Genomic DNA, 16,300 nt, shown 5'->3' on the forward strand with positions numbered 1-16,300 from the left:
ACTTCGGCGGCGGTGCCGGTGAAGAACGCCTCGTCGGCGATGTAGACCTCGTCGCGCGTGATGCGCTTCTGCACGATCTCGACGCCAAGGTCCTTGCAGATGTGGAACACGGTGTTGCGCGTGATGCCGTTGAGCGCGCCGGCCGACAGGTCGGGCGTGTAGATCACGCCGTTCTTCACCACGAAGATGTTCTCTCCCGCCCCTTCGCTCACGAAGCCGGTGCTGTCCAGCAGCAGGGCTTCGTCGTAGCCGTCGTCCAGCGCCTCCATGTTCGCCAGGATGGAGTTGGTGTAGTTGCTCACCGCCTTGGCCTGCGTCATGGTGATGTTGACGTGGTGGCGGGTGTAGCTGGAGGTCTTGACGCGGATGCCGCGCTGCATGCCCTCCTCGCCCAGGTAGGCGCCCCAGGCCCAGGCCGCCACCATCAGGTGGATGCGGTTGCCGCGCGGCGACACGCCCAGCTTCTGCGAGCCGATCCAGGTGAGCGGGCGGATGTAGCAGCTCTTGAGGCTGTTGGCGCGCACCACCGCCTTCTGCGCCTCGTTGACCTGCTCCTTGGAGAACGGCAGTTCCATGCGCAGGATCTTGGCGCTGTTGAACAGGCGGTCGGTGTGCTCCTGCAGCCGGAAGATGGCGGTGCCGTTGACCGTGTCGTAGGCGCGCAGGCCCTCGAAGGCGCCGCAGCCGTAGTGCAGCGTGTGGGTCAGCACATGGATCTTGGCGTCGCGCCAGTCCACCATCTCGCCGTCCATCCAGATCTTGCCGTCGCGATCGGCCATGGAAGCTACTGCGCTCATGTCTCTAGTCCTTGGGCTGGGAAGCAAATCCGGGATTTTACTGAGCCGCCCCGGCCGGCTCGTCTGGCGCCGCCGGCGGGCGCTCCAGCCGCCAGCGCGCCAGCTTGCCCTGCTCGAACTCGCAGGTCACGCGCGAGCCGGAGCCGTCGGTCCAGCGGAACACCTCCGGCTGCTGCTCCTTGGGCGAGAGCTGCTCGCCCAGAGCGCGGGCCAGCCCGATCACGTGCAGCAGCGTCAGGTTGGGCCGCAACTTCGCGTTCAGCATCACCGCGCTGCCGACGTAGCCGATCGGCTGGTCGGCGGCCCGCTTGAGCACCTGCGTGAGCCGGGTGAAGTGCAGCAGCAGCCACATCACGATGGCGCCGACCACCAGCGCCACGCCGGGCCAGCCCCAGCTGCGCCAGGCCATGGCCACCAGGGCGGCGCCGGCGATCGGGACGAGGATGCGTTGCCAGTTCATGCCGCGATTGTCGCGGCGATCCCCGGGCGGGCGCGGTCCCGGGGCCGGTTCACCGCTTGAGCAGCTCGCGCACCTTGCGCTGCAGCTCGCGCTCGCGCCGGCGCTCCTCCAGCCAGTCCTCGTGGATCGCCAGCGTGACCGACACCGCCATCAGCACCACCACCGCGGCGAACGGCAGGGCGAAAACGATGGTGGCGTTCTGCACCGCCTGCAGGCCGCCGGCCAGCATCAGGCTCAGGGCGATGGCCGAGATCAGCACGCCCCACACCAGTTTGACCGGCCAGCGCGGGTCGGGATTGCCGCCGCTGCTCATCATGCCCAGCACCAGCGTGGCGGAGTCGCCGGAGGTGATGAAGAAGATCACCACCAGCACCGTGGCCAGCACCGACATCGCCACGCCGAAGGGCAACGCGTCGAACATGGCGAAGATGGCGGTGGACACGTCGGCCTCCACCGCGCCCGCCAGCGGCACCCCGTCGAAGATCTCCAGGCGCAGGGCGGTGCCGCCGAACACCGAGAACCAAGCGAATCCGACCAGGGTCGGCGCCAGCACCGTGCCCAGCAGGAACTCGCGGATCGTGCGGCCGCGCGAGACCCGGGCGATGAACAGGCCGACGAAGGGCGACCAGGACAGCCACCAGGCCCAGTAGAAGATGGTCCAGTCGCCCACCCAGGAGTTGTCGCGGAAGGGCGTCATTCGCAGGCTCATGCGCACGAAGTCGCTGAGGTAGGCGCCCAGCGTGGTGGTGAAGGCGTCGATCACCGCAATGGCCGAGCCGGACACCAGCACCACCAGCGCCAGCACGCCCGCCAGCGCCAGGTTGACGCTGGACAGCCACTTGATGCCGCGCTCGACCCCGCTCAGGGCCGAGCCGACGAACAGCACCGTGGTCACCACGATGATCGCGATCTGCGACGCCGGGCCGACGGGCAGGCCGAACACGGCATTCAGGCCGCTGTTGATCTGGCTGGCGCCCATGCCCAGCGAGGCCGCCACCCCGAAGGCGGTCGCCACGACCGCCAGCACGTTGAACAGCGGCGAGGCGCGCCGGGCGAAGCGCCAGGGCAAGGCCTCGGTGGCCGTGCTCACCAGCGCGCTGCCGCCGCGCCGGAACTGGAAGAAGGCCATCGACAGCCCGACGATGCCGTAGATGGCCCAGGGGTGCAGGCCCCAGTGGAAGAACGAGTAGCGCATGGCCGCGTTGGCCGCCTCGGCCGTGCCGGGCGCAAGGCCCGGCGGCGGCTTGGCGAAGTGCGACAGCGGCTCGGCCACGCCCCAGAACACCAGCCCGATGCCCATGCCGGCGGCGAACAGCATGGAGATCCAGGCACCGACGGAGAACTGCGGTTCGTCGTCCTCGCCGCCGAGCTTGAGGTCGCCGTAGCGGCTGAAGGCCAGCACCGCGGCCAGCAGCACCAGGCCCAGCACCACCCACAGGTAGAACCAGCCGAAGTTGCGCGTGATCACCTGCAGCGCCAGGTCGCTGGCGGCGCCCAGCGAGGACGGTGCCAGCAGGCCCCACAGCACCACCAGCGCGATCAGGCCGGCCGAAACGATCAGCTGCATCGTGTTCTCCTGGGTTGACGGCGCAGTATCGGGGCAAGCCGCCGCCGGCGGGGCTCAGGCCAGGGCGCGCGCCACTTCCATCGCCTCCTCGATCCGGTCGACGGCGTGGATGGTGAGCCCTTCGATCTCGCGACTGCCCTTCTTCGGCGCGTTGGCCCGCGGCACCACCGCGACCGAGAAGCCCAGCTTGGCGGCCTCGCGCAGCCGCTCCTGGCCGCGCGGGGCCGGCCGCACCTCGCCGGCCAGGCCGACCTCGCCGAAGGCGATGAAGCCCTTGGGCAGCGGCTTGCCGCGCAGCGAGGAGGTGATCGCCAGCATCGCGGCCAGGTCGGCCGCCGGCTCGGTGATGCGCACGCCGCCGACCGCGTTGACGAACACGTCCTGGTCCATGCAGGCGACGCCGGCATGGCGGTGCAGCACCGCCAGCAGCATGGCGAGGCGGTCGCGCTCCAGCCCCACGGACAGGCGGCGCGGGCTGGGCCCGCCGGTGTCCACCAGCGCCTGCACCTCGACCAGCATCGGGCGGGTGCCCTCCAGCGTCACCAGCACGCAGCTGCCGGGCACCGGCTCGGCGTGCTGCGACAGGAAGATGGCGCTCGGGTTGGACACGCCCTTGAGGCCCTTCTCCGTCATGGCGAACACGCCGATCTCGTTGACGGCGCCGAAGCGGTTCTTGATGGCGCGCACCAGCCGGAAGCTGGAGTGCGTGTCGCCCTCGAAATAGAGCACCGTGTCCACCATGTGCTCCAGCACGCGCGGGCCCGCCAGCGCGCCTTCCTTGGTGACGTGGCCGACCAGCACGATGGCGGTACCGCTGGCCTTGGCCGCCCGCGTCAGGTGGGCCGCACATTCGCGCACCTGCGCCACCGAGCCGGGGGCGGAGGTGAGCTGGTCCGAGTAGACGGTCTGGATCGAGTCGATCACCGCAATGGCGGGCCGGCTGGCCGCGAGGGCCGCCAGGATCTTCTCGAGCTGGATCTCGGCCAGCACCTGCACCTGCGAGCGGTCCAGGCCCAGCCGGCGCGAGCGCAGGGCCACCTGCGCGCCCGACTCCTCGCCGGTGACGTACAGCGTCGGCACGCCGGCGCGCTGCAGCCCGTCGAGCGCCTGCAGCAGCAGGGTGGACTTGCCGATGCCGGGGTCGCCGCCGATCAGCACCACGCCGCCCTCGACGACGCCGCCGCCCAGCACCCGGTCCAGCTCACCGATGCCGGTCGGCGTGCGCGCGACCTCCGCCGCCTCGATGTCGGCCAGCACGGCGACCGCCGAGGTCGGCGCCAGCGCGGCGAAGCGGTGCCGCTGCGCGGACGGCGTCTCGGCCACGGTCTCGATCAGGGTGTTCCAGGCGCCGCAGGCCGGGCACTTGCCCTGCCACTTGGGCGTGCTGCCGCCGCACTCGGTGCAGCTGTACGTCGTCTTGTCCTTGGCCACGCGGGCAGTGTAGGGGAGCCCAGCCGTGGGAGCGCCCGCCGTCCGGAGGGCAACTGCAGCCGAAAGACCCGCGGTTGCCCGGGGTCCGCCATTCATTTAATATCTTAAATAAATGGCCATGAGCACGACCACGTTCTCGCACCGCAACCTGCCCCGCCTGCTGCTGCAGGCACGCGAAGCCGTGATGGCGCACAACCGCCCGCGGCTGCGCGAACACGGCCTGTCCGACCAGCAGTGGCGGGTGCTGCGCGTGCTGGGCGAGCACGGCACGGTGGAAACCGGCCGGGTCGCGCGCGAGGCCTTCATCCTCGGCCCCAGCCTGACCGGCGTGCTGGCCCGCATGGAGCGCGACGGCCTGGTCCGGCGCCAGCGGGACCCGGACGACCAGCGCCGCACCGTGGTGGAAGCCACGGCGCGCGGCCGCAAGCTGGTCGACAAGCTGTCCGACGCGGTCGAGGCGCACTACCACTGGCTGGAGAAGCAGCTGGGCAAGCAGCAGCTGGCCCAGCTGTACGGCCTGCTGGACCAACTGATCGAACTGGAGCAACCCGAAGTGACCCACAGAGACGCGCTGCGCCTGAACGGCTCGGCCCGCAAGCCGGAGGCCCGCGCATGAGCTGGCTGCCTAACGGCACCGTGTACGGCGCCCTGCTGAACCAGCGCAGCGAATACGAGGCGCTGGCACCGCACATGCACGACGCCCCCTACAAGGCGCCGCCGAAGGCGCCGGTGCTGTACGTCAAGACCGCCAACACCTTCAACCCCGACGGCGGCACCATCGCGCTGCCGGCGCGGGTGGCCGAGGTCGAGGTCGGCGCCACGGTCGGCCTGGTGATGGGCGAGCAGGGGCGGGTGCGCGGCTGCGTGCTGCTGAACGATGTCTCGATCCCGCATGCCAGCGTGTATCGCCCGCCGGTCAAGTTCAAGTGCCTGGACGGCTTCCTGGGCCTGGGCACCGAGGTGCGCGAGGTCGACCCGGCCGCGGTGCAGATCGAGGTGCGCGTCAACGGCGAGTTGCGCGAGACGGTGCGCTTCGACGATCTCGTGCGCGACCCGGCTCGACTGCTGGCCGAGGTCGGCGAATTCATGACGCTGGGCGAAGGCGACGTGCTGATGCTGGGCTGCGACGCCTCGCGTCCGCGCGCCAAGGTCGGCGATCGCATCGAGCTGCGCTCGGCCGCGCTCGGGACCGTGTCGCACACGCTGGTCGAGGAGGCCGCATGAAGCACGCCCGCGTCATCCATGACGGTGCCGTGCAGCGTGCCACCGAGCGCGATGGCCAGCTGCTGCTGGCCGACGGCCGGCAGGTGTCCTTCGACGCCGTCACCTGGCTGCCGCCGCTGGAGCCGGTGCCGCGCCCGCGCACCATCCTCGCGCTGGGCCTCAACTATGCCGACCACGCCAAGGAACTGGCCTTCAAGGCCCCCGAGGAACCGCTGGTGTTCCTCAAGGGCGAGCGCACGCTCAACGGGCACCGGCAGGCCACCCGCCGCCCCGCCGGCGTCGAGTTCATGCACTACGAGTGCGAACTCACGGTGGTGATCGGCCGGACGGCGAAGAAGGTCCGGCGCGACGACGCCTGGGACTTCATCGCCGGCTACACGGTGGCCAACGACTACGCCATCCGCGACTACCTGGAGAACTGGTACCGGCCCAACCTGCGGGTAAAGAACCGCGACGGCGCGACGCCGCTGGGCCCCTTCCTGGTCGACCGCGATGACGTGCCCGACCCGATGGCGGTGGCGCTCAAGACCACCGTCAACGGCCAGGTCACGCAGCAGGGCAACACCAAGGACATGATCTTCGGCATCCCCTGGCTGATCGAGTACTTCTCCGGCTTCATGACCCTGCAGCCCGGCGACCTGATCCTGACCGGCACGCCCGACGGCGTGGTGGACTGCCGGCCGGGCGACGTGGTCGTCACCGAGATCGAGGGCCTGGGCGCCCTCATGAACACCATTTCAGACTGACATGCGAATCGACCACCTGATCGCCGGCAAGACCGTTGCCGGCCGCGACTACTTCGAGACCGTCAACCCGGCCACCCAGGAGGTGCTGGCCGAGGTCGCCGCCGGCGGGGAGGATGAGGTCAACGCCGCCGTCGCCGCGGCCAAGGCCGCCTTCCCTGCCTGGGCCGGCCTGCCGGCGGCGCAACGCGCCAAGCTCATTCGCAAACTGGGCGAGCTGATCGCGCAGCACGTGCCCGAGCTGGCCCGCACCGAGACCGACGACACCGGCCAGGTGATCGCCCAGACCGGCAAGCAGCTGGTACCTCGCGCGGCCGACAACTTCAGCTACTTCGCCGAGATGTGCGTGCGGGTCGACGGCCACACCTACCCCACCGACACCCACCTGAACTACACGCTGTTCCACCCGGTCGGCGTGTGCGCGCTGATCTCGCCCTGGAACGTGCCGTTCATGACCGCCACCTGGAAGGTCGCGCCCTGCCTGGCCTTCGGCAACACCGCGGTGCTGAAGATGAGCGAGCTGTCGCCGCTGACCGCCGCGCGCCTGGGCGAACTGGCGCTGGAGGCCGGCATCCCGGCCGGCGTGCTGAACATCGTGCACGGCTACGGCAAGGCGGCCGGCGAGCCGCTGGTGCGCCACCCCGACGTGCGCGCCATCTCCTTCACCGGCTCCACCGCCACCGGCAACCGCATCGTCAAGGAAGCGGGCCTGAAGAAGTTCAGCATGGAGCTGGGTGGCAAGTCGCCGTTCGTGGTCTTCGAGGACGCCGACCTTGCGCGCGCGCTGGACGCCGCGGTGTTCATGATCTTCTCCAACAACGGCGAGCGCTGCACCGCCGGCAGCCGCATCCTGGTGCAGAAGTCGATCTACGCCGACTTCGTGCAGAAGTTCGTCGCCCGCGCGAAGAAGATCAGCGTCGGCGACCCGCTGGACGACAAGACCATCATCGGCCCCATGATCTCGCAGGCCCACCTGGCCAAGGTGCGCAGCTACATCGAGCTGGGACCGAAGGAAGGCGCCACCCTGCTGTGCGGCGGGCTGGACACGCCGCTGCTGCCGGACCGGGTGAAGAAGGGCAACTATGTCGCGCCCACCGTGTTCGCCGACGTCGACAACCGCATGAAGATCGCGCAGGACGAGATCTTCGGCCCGGTCGCCTGCCTGATCCCGTTCGAAGACGAGGCCGATGCGATCCGCATCGCCAACGACATCGCCTACGGCCTGTCCAGCTACGTCTGGACCGAGAACATCGGCCGCGCCCACCGGGTGGCCGCCGCCGTCGAGGCCGGCATGTGTTTCGTCAACAGCCAGAACGTGCGCGACCTGCGCCAGCCCTTCGGCGGCACCAAGGCCTCGGGCACCGGGCGCGAGGGCGGCACCTGGAGCTACGAGGTGTTCCTGGAGCCGAAGAACGTCGCGGTCTCGCTGGGATCGCACCATATTCCACACTGGGGGACTTGACCATGGACCACACCCGGCTCACCGCCGCGGTCGCGCAGACCGCTTCCGTGCTGCTCGACACGCCGGCGACGCTGGACCGCGCGCTGTCGCTGATCGAGGAGGCCGCCGCGCGCGGCGTGCAGCTGCTGGTGTTCCCCGAGGCCTACCTCGGCGGCTATCCCAAGGGGGCCGACTTCCACATCTACATCGGCGCGCGCACGCCCGAGGGCCGGGCCGAATTCAAGCGCTACCACGACGCGGCGATCACGGTCGACGGGCCGGAGATCGCGCAGCTCGCCAAGGCCTGCGCCCGCCACGCCATGCACTGCGTGGTCGGCATCATCGAGCGCGAGGGCGGCACCCTGTACTGCACGGTCGTCTACCTGGGCCCGCAGGGCGTGCTCGGCAAGCACCGCAAGCTGATGCCCACGGCGCTGGAGCGCCTGGTCTGGGGCTTCGGCGACGGCTCCACGCTGAAGGCGGTGGACACGCCCTGGGGCAAGCTGGGCGCCGTGATCTGCTGGGAGAACTACATGCCCATGCTGCGCATGGCGATGTACCAGCAGCGCGTCGCGATCTACTGCGCGCCGACCGCCGACGACCGCGAGAGCTGGGTGTCGACCATGCGCCACGTCGCCATGGAGGGCCGCTGCTTCGTGCTGTCGGCCTGCCAGCACCTGCGGCGCTCGCAGTTCCCGGCCGACCGGATGAACAACCGCCTTCCGGAGGCGCCGGACACCGTGCTGATGCGCGGCGGCAGCCTGATCGCCGACCCGCTCGGCCGGCTGCTGGCCGGGCCGGTGTACGAGCAGGACGACCTGCTGGTCGCCGAGCTGGACCTGTCGCTGGTCCCGCAGGCGCAGATGGATTTCGACCCCGTGGGCCACTACGCGCGGCCCGATGTCTTCTCGTTGCGCGTCAACACGGCGCCGCAGGATGCGGTGCGCCTCGGAGACAGGAACGATGGGTAAGCTCGCGCTCGCCGCCAAGATCACGCACGTCCCCTCGATGTACCTGAGCGAGCTGCCCGGCCCGCGCCAGGGCACGCGCCAGGACGCCATCGACGGCCACATCGAGATCGGCCGCCGCTGCCGCGAGCTGGGGGTGGACACCATCGTGGTGTTCGACACCCACTGGCTGGTCAACGCCAACTACCACATCAACTGCGGAGCCCACTTCAAGGGCCTGTACACCAGCAACGAGCTGCCGCACTTCATCAGCAACATGGCCTTCGAGTTCCCCGGCAACCCGGCGCTCGGCCAGCTGCTGGCGAAGGTGTGCAACGAGTGGGGCGTGGAGACGCTGGCCCACCACGACACCACGCTGGACCCCGAGTACGGGACGCTGGTGCCCATGCGCTACATGAACACCGACCAGCACTTCAAGGTGATCTCGGTGTCGGCCATGTGCATGGCGCACTACCTGAACGACAGTGCCCGGCTGGGCTGGGGGATCCGTCGCGCGATCGAGGACGAATACGACGGCACGGTGGCCATCTTCGCCAGCGGCTCGCTGTCGCACCGCTTCGCCCAGAACGGGCTGGCGCCGGAATACGGCTTCCGGATCTGGAGCCCCTTCCTGGAGCAGCTGGACCGCGAGGTGATCCGCATGTGGCAGGCCGGCGAGTGGAAGGCCTTCTGCGGCATGCTGCCCGAGTACGCGGCCAAGGGCCATGGCGAAGGCTTCATGCACGACACCGCCATGCTGCTGGGTGCGCTCGGCTGGTCCGACTACGACGGCCAGGTGGAGGTGGTGACACCCTACTTCGGCGCCTCGGGCACCGGGCAGATCAACGCCATCTTCCCGGTCACGCCGCAGACCGGCGCGGCCATCCCGAAGGCGCAGGCCTCGGCGGCCGACGGCTACAGCGCGATCAGCAGCCGGTTGTGAGCCGCGAGACCGCCAATGCCGCACCTCGTCATCCTCTACACGCCGAACCTCGAATCCGAGACCGACATGGGCGGGCTGTGCCGCGCCCTGGCCGAGGCGATGCTGCAGGTGAAGGACGAAGCCGGCAAGGCGGTCTTCCCGATCGGCGGCACCCGGGTGCTGGCTTACCCGGCGGCGCACCACGCGGTGGCCGACGGCCGCGGCGACTATGCCTTCATCTACCTGAACCTGCGCATGGGCGCGGGGCGCAGCGCCGCCGTGCAGAAGCAGGCCGGCGACACCCTGCTCGCGACGGCCAGGGCCCATCTCGCGCCGGTGTTCGAGCAACGCCTGATCGGCCTGACCGTGCAGGTCGACGAGAGCCCGGGGCAGGTGTACGACGGCAAGCACAGCACGCTGCACCCGTACTTCAACAAGACTTCATGAACGATGCTTGAACCCGACCTGATCCAGCAACTCGCCGCCGAACTGCACCAGAGCGAAAAGGCCCGCTCGCAGGTCGAGCACTTCTCCAAGCGCTTCCCGGCCATGACCATCGAGGACGGCTACGCCGTCTCGCGCGCCTGGATGGCCGTGAAGGCCGCCGAGGGCCGCAAGGTGATCGGCCACAAGATCGGGCTGACCTCGCGCGCCATGCAGCAGTCCAGCCAGATCGACGAGCCGGACTACGGCACCCTGCTGGACGACATGCTGTTCCAGCCCGGCGACATCCCCACCGACCGCTTCATCGCCCCGCGCGTGGAAGTGGAGTTGGCGTTCATCCTCAAGCGCACGCTGGAAGGCGACCAGGTCACGGTCGACGACGTGCTCGAAGCCACCGAGTACGTGACCCCGGCCATCGAGATCATCGACGCCCGCATCGAGCAGTTCGACCGCCACACCAAGGCGCCGCGCAAGGTGCAGGACACCATCAGCGACAACGCCGCCAATGCCGCCATCGTGCTGGGCGGCCGGCGCGTGCATCCGCGCGAAGTCGACCTGCCCTGGTGCGGCGCCATCCTGCGCCAGAACGGCACGGTGGAGGAAACCGGCCTGGCCGCCGGCGTGCAGGGCGACCCGGCCATCGGCGTGGCCTGGCTGGCCCGCAAGCTGGCGCCCTGGGGCGAGCGGCTGGAGGCCGGCGAGATCGTGCTGGCCGGCTCCTTCACGCGGCCGGTTTTGGCCCGCCGGGGCGACACCTTCGATGCCGACTACGGCAAGCTCGGCCGTTTCCAGTTCCGCTTCACCTGAATCCGAACGCCATGCAAACGCCCCTCAATCCCTTCAAGAAGGCCCTGGCCGAGAAGCGCCCGCAGATCGGCCTGTGGCTGGGCCTGGCCGATCCCTACTCGACTGAGATCTGCGCCGGCGCCGGCTTCGACTGGCTGCTGATCGACGGCGAGCACTCGCCCAACGACCTGCGCAGCATCCTGCAGCAGGCGCAGGTGATCGCCGCCTATCCCGACTCGCACGCCATCGCGCGGGTGCCGGTCGGCCATGGCGATGTCGGCACCGCGCTGATCAAGCAGTACCTGGACCTGGGCCTGCAGACCCTGCTGGTGCCCATGGTGGACACCGCCGAGCAGGCCGCCGCCATCGTGCGCGCGGTGCGCTACCCGCCCTATGGCATCCGCGGCATGGCCGGTGCCCGCGCCTCGCGCTGGGGCCGCTGCACCCAGTACGCGCAGGAGGCCAACGAACAGGTCTGCCTGCTGCTGCAGGCCGAGACTCGCGCGGCGCTGGACAACCTGGACGCGATCGCCGCCACCGAAGGCGTTGATGGCGTCTTCATCGGCCCGGCCGACCTGTCGGCCGCCCTGGGCCACGTCGGCAACCCCGGCCACCCGGAGGTGCAGGCCGCGATCGACGACGCCATCGTGCGCATCGTGCGTGCCGGCAAGGCCGCCGGCATCCTGACCGCCGACGAGGCGCTGGCCCGCCACTACCTGGAGCTGGGCGCCACCTTCGTCGCGGTGGGCCTGGACACCAGCCTGCTGGCGCGCAGCACCTCGGCGCTGGCCGCCAAGTTCAAGGCAGGCACGCCGGCGCCGGCCGAGCCCCGGCGCGGAACCACCTATTGAGCCAAGGAGACACGATCATGAACGCCGTCCTCAAGCCTTCCGCCACCATGCACCCCGACGAATGGGCCGCCCGCCTGCAGCTGGCCGCGTGCTACCGGGTGTTCGACCTGCTCGGCTGGACCGAGATGATCTACAACCACATCACGGTCCGCCTGCCCGACAGCGTGACCGGCGGCAAGAAGCAGTTCCTGATCAACCCCTTCGGCCTGCACTACAGCGAGGTGACGGCCAGCAACCTGCTCAAGATCGACGTGCAGGGCAACAAGCTGGACGACAACCCCTGGCCGGTCAACCCGGCCGGCTTCACGGTGCACTCGGCCATCCACGAGGGCATCGAGCAGGCCCACTGCGTGATGCACACCCACACCACCGCCGGCCTGGCGGTGGCCTGCACCGCGAGCGGCCTGGCGCAGAACAACTTCTATTCCTCTCAGCTGCACAACCTGGTCGCGTACCACGACTTCGAGGGCATCACCATCCGTGCCGAGGAGACGCCGCGCCTGCTGAAGAACATCGGCGACAAGCCGGCGGTGATCCTGCGCAACCACGGCCTGCTGTCCTGGGGCCGCACCCTGCCGCTGGCCTTCGTGCGACTGTGGACGCTGCAGCGCGCCTGCGAGGTGCAGATGGCGCAGGCCGCGCTGGGCCCGGCCCTCACGGTGCCCGAGCACGTCGCGGCGCAGACGGCGGCCGATTCCTTCCAGTGGGACCAGAAGTTCGGCGCCGGCCAGGACGTGTTCGACGCGCTGGTGCGGCGCGTGGACCGCATCGACGATTCCTACAAGCAGTGAGGGCGCACGGGCGATGAAGGTCTGCATCTACGGCGCCGGCGCCATCGGCGGCTGGATCGGCACCCGGCTGGCCCGGGCCGGCTGCGAGGTGAGCGTGGTGGCGCGCGGCGCCACCCTGGCCGCCTTGCAGCGGCACGGGCTGCGGCTGCAGGAAAAAGGCGAGTCGGTGTCGGCCCCGGTGCGCGCCAGCGCCAACCCGGCCGAACTGGGCGCGCAGGACCTGGTCGTGGTCGCCGTCAAGGCGCCGGCCATGGCCGCGGTGGCGGAAGCCATAGGCCCGCTGATCGGCCCGGACACCCTCGTGCTGACGGCGATGAACGGCGTGCCCTGGTGGTTCTTCGAAGGCTTCGGCGGCGACTACGCCGGCCTGCGGCTGAAGGCGATCGACCCGGACGGCCTCATCGCTGCGGCCATCCCGGCGCGCCACGTGATCGGCTGCGTGGTGCACGCCAGCTGCTCGCTGCCGGAGCCCGGCCTGGTGCAGCACCACTCGGGCGAGCGGCTGATCGTCGGCGAGCCGGCCGGCGGCACGACGCCGCGGCTGGAGCGGCTGGCCGCGCTGCTGTCCGGCGCTGGTTTCGAGGTCGAGGTCTCGCAGCAGATCCAGAAGGACGCCTGGTACAAGCTGTGGGGCAACATGACCATCAACCCGGTGTGCGCGTTCACCGGCGCCACCACCGACCTGGTGCTGGACGACGAGCTCACCCGCGGCTTCATCTCGCAGGTGATGCTGGAGACGCGCGAGATCGGCGCCCGCATCGGCATCCCGATCGCCCAGATGCCGGAGGACCGCCACCAGGTCACGCGCAAGCTGGGCCGGTTCAAGCCCTCGATGCTGCAGGACGTGGAAGCCGGCAAGCCGGTGGAACTCGATGCGCTGGTCACGGTGGTGCGGGAACTGGGCCAGCTGACCGGCGTGCCCACGCCCTACACCGACGTGCTGCTGGGGCTGGCGCGGCTGCACGGGCGCGTGCACGGCTTGTATTGACGAACCGGCAAAATTGGTTCCAAAATGGATCTCACCTCCATTTTGGAACCAGCGCCATGCCGACCCTGACGATCAAGGATGTGCCTGAGCCGTTGGCTCAGGCATTGCGCGAACGCGCGGTCCGGCACCATCGCTCGCTACAGGGCGAGCTCATGTTCATCATCGAGGCGGCGGTCAGCGAAACCAGCGCGCCCACTCCCGCAAGACTGATCAACCAGACGGCTCGCCCCGAACCGGTTCGGCGCGGCCACCGCAGCATCGATCAGATCGCCGCCGACATGCGCGCCGCCGGGGTCCGACCGGTACAGGGGCAACCCCTCGCAGTGGATATCCTGCGCGCCGAGCGGGACGCCCGATGACGGAGCCGATCGGCCTGATTCATCTGGCAGAGCCCACCGGAGCGCTGCAGGCCCGGCCCCCGCTGGTGATCGACTGCAGCGTTCTGGCAGGGCTCCTCTTCGAAGAGCCCTGGATGTCACAGGCGGAAGCCACCATGCTCGGGCGCGACCTGCAGGCGCCGTTCCTGATGCAGGTGGAAATGGCGCACGTCGCCTTGAAGAAGCAGCGCGGGGGGTTCACCGAGGTGGCCGCACAGGGGCTGGCGCGTTTCATGCTCGTCGAGATGGCCCTGCACGAGGTGCAACCCGAGCCGGTGTTCGCGCTCGCGCGCCGCTATGAGCTGTCGGCTTACGACGCCTGCTATCTGTGGCTGGCCGGCCACCTGAAGTGCCCCTTGGCGACCTTCGACCGCAAGCTCGGCGAGGCTGCCCGGGCCCATTTGGCCAGCTTGGCCTGAACACATCGCCCCACTCCATGAGCGCCCTCCCCGCCCCGCGCGCCCTCACCGGCGCCGCCTTCGCCAGCCTGCTGCTGATCGCCCTTGTGATGGGCGCCAACCACGTGGCGGCGCGCATCGCCTTCGACGACGGCACCAGCGTGGCCACCGCCGTGCTGTTCCGCAGCGCCAGCACCGCGCTGGTGATCGTGGCGCTGCTGGCCTGGCAGCGGGTGCCGGTGCGCTTCACGGCGCGGCACAAGCGCTTCCTGCCGCTCATCGGGCTGCTGGTCGGGGTGCAGAGCCTGTGCCTGTACGCCTCGGTGGCGCGGCTGCCGGTGGCCCTGGCGCTGCTGGCCTTCAACACCTACCCGATCTGGACCGCGCTGTGGGCCGGCGTCGTGTACCGCCAGAAGCCCGAGCGCGCCATGGTGATCGCCATGCCGGTGATCCTGTTCGGGCTGGCGCTGGCGCTGGACGTGCTGGGTGCCGCCTCCGGGCTGGGTGCGGCCGGCCAGTGGAGCCGCATCGGCGCCGGCGTGGCCTTCGCGCTGGCGGCGGCCGCCGTGTTCGGCATGGCGCTGGTGCTCACCCAGCACGAGGCCGGCGACGTCGACGGCCGGGTGCGCACCGCCACCACCATGGCGATGGCCGCGCTCGTGGCGCTGGCCTCGGTCGGCGTGCAGGGCGGCTTCCACCTGCCCCAATCCTCCACCGGCTGGGGCGGCCTGGTGACGCTCACCCTGCTCTATGGCACCGGCATCACCATCCTGTTCACGGTGTTGCCGCGGCTGGGGGTGGTGGGCAACTCCGCGATCATGAACGTGGAGCCGGTGTTCGCGCTGGTACTCGGCTGGCTGATCCTGGGCCAGGCGATCGCGCCGGTGCAGCTGGTGGGCGCGCTGGTGGTGGTCGGGGCGGTGATGGCGCTGGGGATGCGCAAGCGCTGACCGCGAACGGTCAGTCCACCGCCACCGGCACCCGCGGCGCGACGGCGCACATCAGCTCGTAGCCCAGGGTGCCGGCCGCCTGCGCCACCTCGTCGATCGGCAGCACGGCGTCGTTCGAGGCACGGCCCCACAACGTCACCTCGCTGCCCAGGCTCGCCTGCGGCACCGGCGCCAGGTCCACCGCCAGCATGTCCATGCTGACGCGGCCCACCAGCCGCGTGCGCACGCCGTCCACCAGCACCGGCGTGCCGGTGCCGCAGTGGCGCGGATAGCCGTCGGCATAGCCGCAGGCCACCACGCCCACCCGCATGGGCGCATCGGCCACGAAGCGCGAGCCATAGCCCACGGTGTCGCCGGGCTGCAGCTGCTGCACGCCGATCAGCCGGCTGGCCAGCGTCAGGGTCGGCTGCAGGTCCCAGTGCGCGATGCCGTGCTGCGGGAAGTCCGGCGAACTGCCGTAGACGGCGATGCCGGGGCGGATCCAGTCGGCGCGCACGGCCGGGTCCTGCCCATGGCGCAGGGTGGCGGCGCTGTTGGCCAGCGAGCGCTCGCCCGGCAGGTCGCGCGTCGCCGCCTCGAAGACGCGCGCCTGGTGGGCGATGCCGCGCTCGGCGTCGGCGTCGGAGAAGTGGGTGACGAAGGAGATCTCGTCGACCTGCGGCAGCGCCTGCAGGCGCACGTAGGCGGCGCGGAAGGACGCCGGCACGAAGCCCAGCCGGTTCATGCCCGAATTGAGCTTGAGGAACACGCGGTGCGGCTGCTGGGTCTTGTGCGCGGCCAGCCAGTCGATCTGCTGCTCGCAGTGCACCACGTGCCACAGCGACAGGCGCGAGCACAGCTCCAGGTCGCGCGGCTCGAACACGCCTTCCAGCAACAGGATGGGCCCGCGCCAGCCAAGGGCGCGCACGCGCTCGGCCTCCTGCAGGTCCAGCAGCGCGAAGCCGTCGGCGCCGCGCAGCGCGTCGAACACCCGCTCGATGCCGTGCCCGTAGGCGTTGGCCTTGACCACTGCCCACACCCGTGCATCGGGCGCGGCCTGGCGCATGCGCGCGAGGTTGTGGCGCAGGGCTTCGGCATGGACGGTGGCGTGGATGGGACGGGGCATTCGCGACGGCGCAGCAACGGAAGCGAGGATTTTGTCATTACCCCCCGTGATATAACCTTCCGTCCCCGAAAGACCGCA

Annotated in this window: 19 protein-coding genes; 14 read left to right on the forward strand and 5 right to left on the reverse strand. The window is 70.1% G+C overall.

The window, feature by feature from the left end; all coding sequences use genetic code 11:
- From VEC03_RS18710 to radA, 4 genes are all read right to left on the reverse strand, one after another.
- Window positions 1-797, reverse strand: a 797-nt coding sequence (locus VEC03_RS18710; RefSeq protein WP_324918774.1) for a branched-chain amino acid transaminase, incomplete at its 3' end; no start/stop codon positions are given.
- Window positions 798-834: 37 nt separating this feature from the next.
- A complete protein-coding gene (locus VEC03_RS18715) occupies window positions 835-1,257 on the reverse strand; it encodes a glycerate kinase (RefSeq protein WP_324918777.1) in 423 nt (140 codons plus the stop codon).
- 49 nt (window positions 1,258-1,306) lie between these two features.
- Window positions 1,307-2,824, reverse strand: a complete 1,518-nt coding sequence (locus VEC03_RS18720) for a BCCT family transporter (protein ID WP_324918780.1) — start codon at window positions 2,822-2,824, stop codon at window positions 1,307-1,309.
- 54 nt (window positions 2,825-2,878) lie between these two features.
- Window positions 2,879-4,255 (reverse strand): DNA repair protein RadA, encoded by a 1,377-nt coding sequence (gene radA / locus VEC03_RS18725; RefSeq protein ID WP_324918783.1) that lies wholly within the window; start codon window positions 4,253-4,255, stop codon window positions 2,879-2,881.
- A 118-nt stretch (window positions 4,256-4,373) separates the two neighbouring features.
- Here radA and hpaR point away from each other — a divergent pair, with 118 nt between their 5' ends.
- Genes hpaR through VEC03_RS18795 form a run of 14 tightly spaced genes read left to right on the forward strand, consistent with a single transcriptional unit; the run spans window position 4,374 to window position 15,117 of the window.
- Complete coding sequence (gene hpaR / locus VEC03_RS18730) at window positions 4,374-4,871, forward strand: homoprotocatechuate degradation operon regulator HpaR (RefSeq protein ID WP_324918786.1); 498 nt, start codon at window positions 4,374-4,376, stop codon at window positions 4,869-4,871.
- Window positions 4,868-5,479 (forward strand): fumarylacetoacetate hydrolase family protein, encoded by a 612-nt coding sequence (locus tag VEC03_RS18735; RefSeq protein WP_324918789.1) that lies wholly within the window; start codon window positions 4,868-4,870, stop codon window positions 5,477-5,479. Before hpaR ends, VEC03_RS18735 begins: the two co-directional genes overlap by 4 nt.
- Window positions 5,476-6,225: a fumarylacetoacetate hydrolase family protein gene (locus VEC03_RS18740; RefSeq protein ID WP_324918792.1), complete on the forward strand. Its 750-nt coding sequence runs from the start codon at window positions 5,476-5,478 to the stop codon at window positions 6,223-6,225. The genes VEC03_RS18735 and VEC03_RS18740 overlap by 4 nt, the downstream gene beginning before the upstream one ends.
- Before the next feature lies 1 nt (window position 6,226).
- Window positions 6,227-7,684, forward strand: a complete 1,458-nt coding sequence (gene hpaE, locus VEC03_RS18745) for a 5-carboxymethyl-2-hydroxymuconate semialdehyde dehydrogenase (RefSeq protein ID WP_324918795.1) — start codon at window positions 6,227-6,229, stop codon at window positions 7,682-7,684.
- A gap of 2 nt (window positions 7,685-7,686) precedes the next feature.
- Entirely contained in the window at window positions 7,687-8,634 is a 948-nt protein-coding gene (locus VEC03_RS18750; protein ID WP_324918799.1) for a carbon-nitrogen hydrolase family protein, read from the forward strand.
- On the forward strand, window positions 8,627-9,553 hold the full coding sequence (hpaD, locus tag VEC03_RS18755; RefSeq protein WP_324918802.1) for a 3,4-dihydroxyphenylacetate 2,3-dioxygenase: 927 nt from the start codon (window positions 8,627-8,629) through the stop codon (window positions 9,551-9,553). The genes VEC03_RS18750 and hpaD overlap by 8 nt, the downstream gene beginning before the upstream one ends.
- Window positions 9,554-9,568: 15 nt before the next feature.
- On the forward strand, window positions 9,569-9,979 hold the full coding sequence (locus VEC03_RS18760) for a 5-carboxymethyl-2-hydroxymuconate Delta-isomerase (protein WP_324918804.1): 411 nt from the start codon (window positions 9,569-9,571) through the stop codon (window positions 9,977-9,979).
- Between the two features lie 3 nt (window positions 9,980-9,982).
- Window positions 9,983-10,783 carry a 2-oxo-hept-4-ene-1,7-dioate hydratase gene (gene hpaH, locus VEC03_RS18765; RefSeq protein WP_324918807.1) on the forward strand — a complete coding sequence of 267 codons (801 nt, stop codon included), beginning with the start codon at window positions 9,983-9,985 and terminating at the stop codon, window positions 10,781-10,783.
- A gap of 11 nt (window positions 10,784-10,794) precedes the next feature.
- The gene (gene hpaI / locus VEC03_RS18770) at window positions 10,795-11,613 is read left to right on the forward strand and encodes a 4-hydroxy-2-oxoheptanedioate aldolase (RefSeq protein WP_324918810.1); all 819 of its coding nucleotides are present in this window, start codon (window positions 10,795-10,797) and stop codon (window positions 11,611-11,613) included.
- A gap of 17 nt (window positions 11,614-11,630) precedes the next feature.
- The gene (locus VEC03_RS18775) at window positions 11,631-12,404 is read left to right on the forward strand and encodes a class II aldolase/adducin family protein (protein ID WP_324918812.1); all 774 of its coding nucleotides are present in this window, start codon (window positions 11,631-11,633) and stop codon (window positions 12,402-12,404) included.
- A 13-nt stretch (window positions 12,405-12,417) separates the two neighbouring features.
- Window positions 12,418-13,392, forward strand: a complete 975-nt coding sequence (locus VEC03_RS18780; RefSeq protein ID WP_324918814.1) for a 2-dehydropantoate 2-reductase — start codon at window positions 12,418-12,420, stop codon at window positions 13,390-13,392.
- Between the two features lie 56 nt (window positions 13,393-13,448).
- On the forward strand, window positions 13,449-13,751 hold the full coding sequence (locus tag VEC03_RS18785; RefSeq protein WP_324918816.1) for a FitA-like ribbon-helix-helix domain-containing protein: 303 nt from the start codon (window positions 13,449-13,451) through the stop codon (window positions 13,749-13,751).
- Window positions 13,748-14,188, forward strand: coding sequence for a type II toxin-antitoxin system VapC family toxin (locus VEC03_RS18790; protein WP_324918819.1), 441 nt, complete (start codon window positions 13,748-13,750; stop codon window positions 14,186-14,188). Before VEC03_RS18785 ends, VEC03_RS18790 begins: the two co-directional genes overlap by 4 nt.
- 17 nt (window positions 14,189-14,205) lie before the next feature.
- Window positions 14,206-15,117, forward strand: a complete 912-nt coding sequence (locus VEC03_RS18795; RefSeq protein WP_324918822.1) for a DMT family transporter — start codon at window positions 14,206-14,208, stop codon at window positions 15,115-15,117.
- Between the two features lie 10 nt (window positions 15,118-15,127).
- On the opposite strand, the gene alr is transcribed toward VEC03_RS18795, so the two are convergent.
- On the reverse strand, window positions 15,128-16,222 hold the full coding sequence (alr, locus tag VEC03_RS18800) for an alanine racemase (protein ID WP_324918825.1): 1,095 nt from the start codon (window positions 16,220-16,222) through the stop codon (window positions 15,128-15,130).
- Window positions 16,223-16,300: the final 78 nt, after the last annotated feature.

The organism is Ramlibacter sp., assembly GCF_035627355.1.
Classification (GTDB): Bacteria; Pseudomonadota; Gammaproteobacteria; order Burkholderiales; family Burkholderiaceae_C; genus Ramlibacter.

Bases quoted from the DNA above. Each gene is read 5' to 3' on its own strand.
- hpaH (WP_324918807.1), top strand. From the start codon at position 9,983: ATGCTTGAACCCGACCTGATCCAGCAACTCGCCGCCGAACTGCACCAG.
- hpaI (WP_324918810.1), top strand. From the start codon at position 10,795: ATGCAAACGCCCCTCAATCCCTTCAAGAAGGCCCTGGCCGAGAAGCGC.
- VEC03_RS18750 (WP_324918799.1), top strand. From the start codon at position 7,687: ATGGACCACACCCGGCTCACCGCCGCGGTCGCGCAGACCGCTTCCGTG.
- VEC03_RS18715 (WP_324918777.1), bottom strand. From the start codon at position 1,257: ATGAACTGGCAACGCATCCTCGTCCCGATCGCCGGCGCCGCCCTGGTG.
- VEC03_RS18775 (WP_324918812.1), top strand. From the start codon at position 11,631: ATGAACGCCGTCCTCAAGCCTTCCGCCACCATGCACCCCGACGAATGG.
- hpaD (WP_324918802.1), top strand. From the start codon at position 8,627: ATGGGTAAGCTCGCGCTCGCCGCCAAGATCACGCACGTCCCCTCGATG.
- VEC03_RS18760 (WP_324918804.1), top strand. From the start codon at position 9,569: ATGCCGCACCTCGTCATCCTCTACACGCCGAACCTCGAATCCGAGACC.
- VEC03_RS18780 (WP_324918814.1), top strand. From the start codon at position 12,418: ATGAAGGTCTGCATCTACGGCGCCGGCGCCATCGGCGGCTGGATCGGC.
- VEC03_RS18790 (WP_324918819.1), top strand. From the start codon at position 13,748: ATGACGGAGCCGATCGGCCTGATTCATCTGGCAGAGCCCACCGGAGCG.
- VEC03_RS18740 (WP_324918792.1), top strand. From the start codon at position 5,476: ATGAAGCACGCCCGCGTCATCCATGACGGTGCCGTGCAGCGTGCCACC.
- VEC03_RS18795 (WP_324918822.1), top strand. From the start codon at position 14,206: ATGAGCGCCCTCCCCGCCCCGCGCGCCCTCACCGGCGCCGCCTTCGCC.
- VEC03_RS18735 (WP_324918789.1), top strand. From the start codon at position 4,868: ATGAGCTGGCTGCCTAACGGCACCGTGTACGGCGCCCTGCTGAACCAG.
- hpaR (WP_324918786.1), top strand. From the start codon at position 4,374: ATGAGCACGACCACGTTCTCGCACCGCAACCTGCCCCGCCTGCTGCTG.
- hpaE (WP_324918795.1), top strand. From the start codon at position 6,227: ATGCGAATCGACCACCTGATCGCCGGCAAGACCGTTGCCGGCCGCGAC.
- VEC03_RS18720 (WP_324918780.1), bottom strand. From the start codon at position 2,824: ATGCAGCTGATCGTTTCGGCCGGCCTGATCGCGCTGGTGGTGCTGTGG.
- alr (WP_324918825.1), bottom strand. From the start codon at position 16,222: ATGCCCCGTCCCATCCACGCCACCGTCCATGCCGAAGCCCTGCGCCAC.
- VEC03_RS18785 (WP_324918816.1), top strand. From the start codon at position 13,449: ATGCCGACCCTGACGATCAAGGATGTGCCTGAGCCGTTGGCTCAGGCA.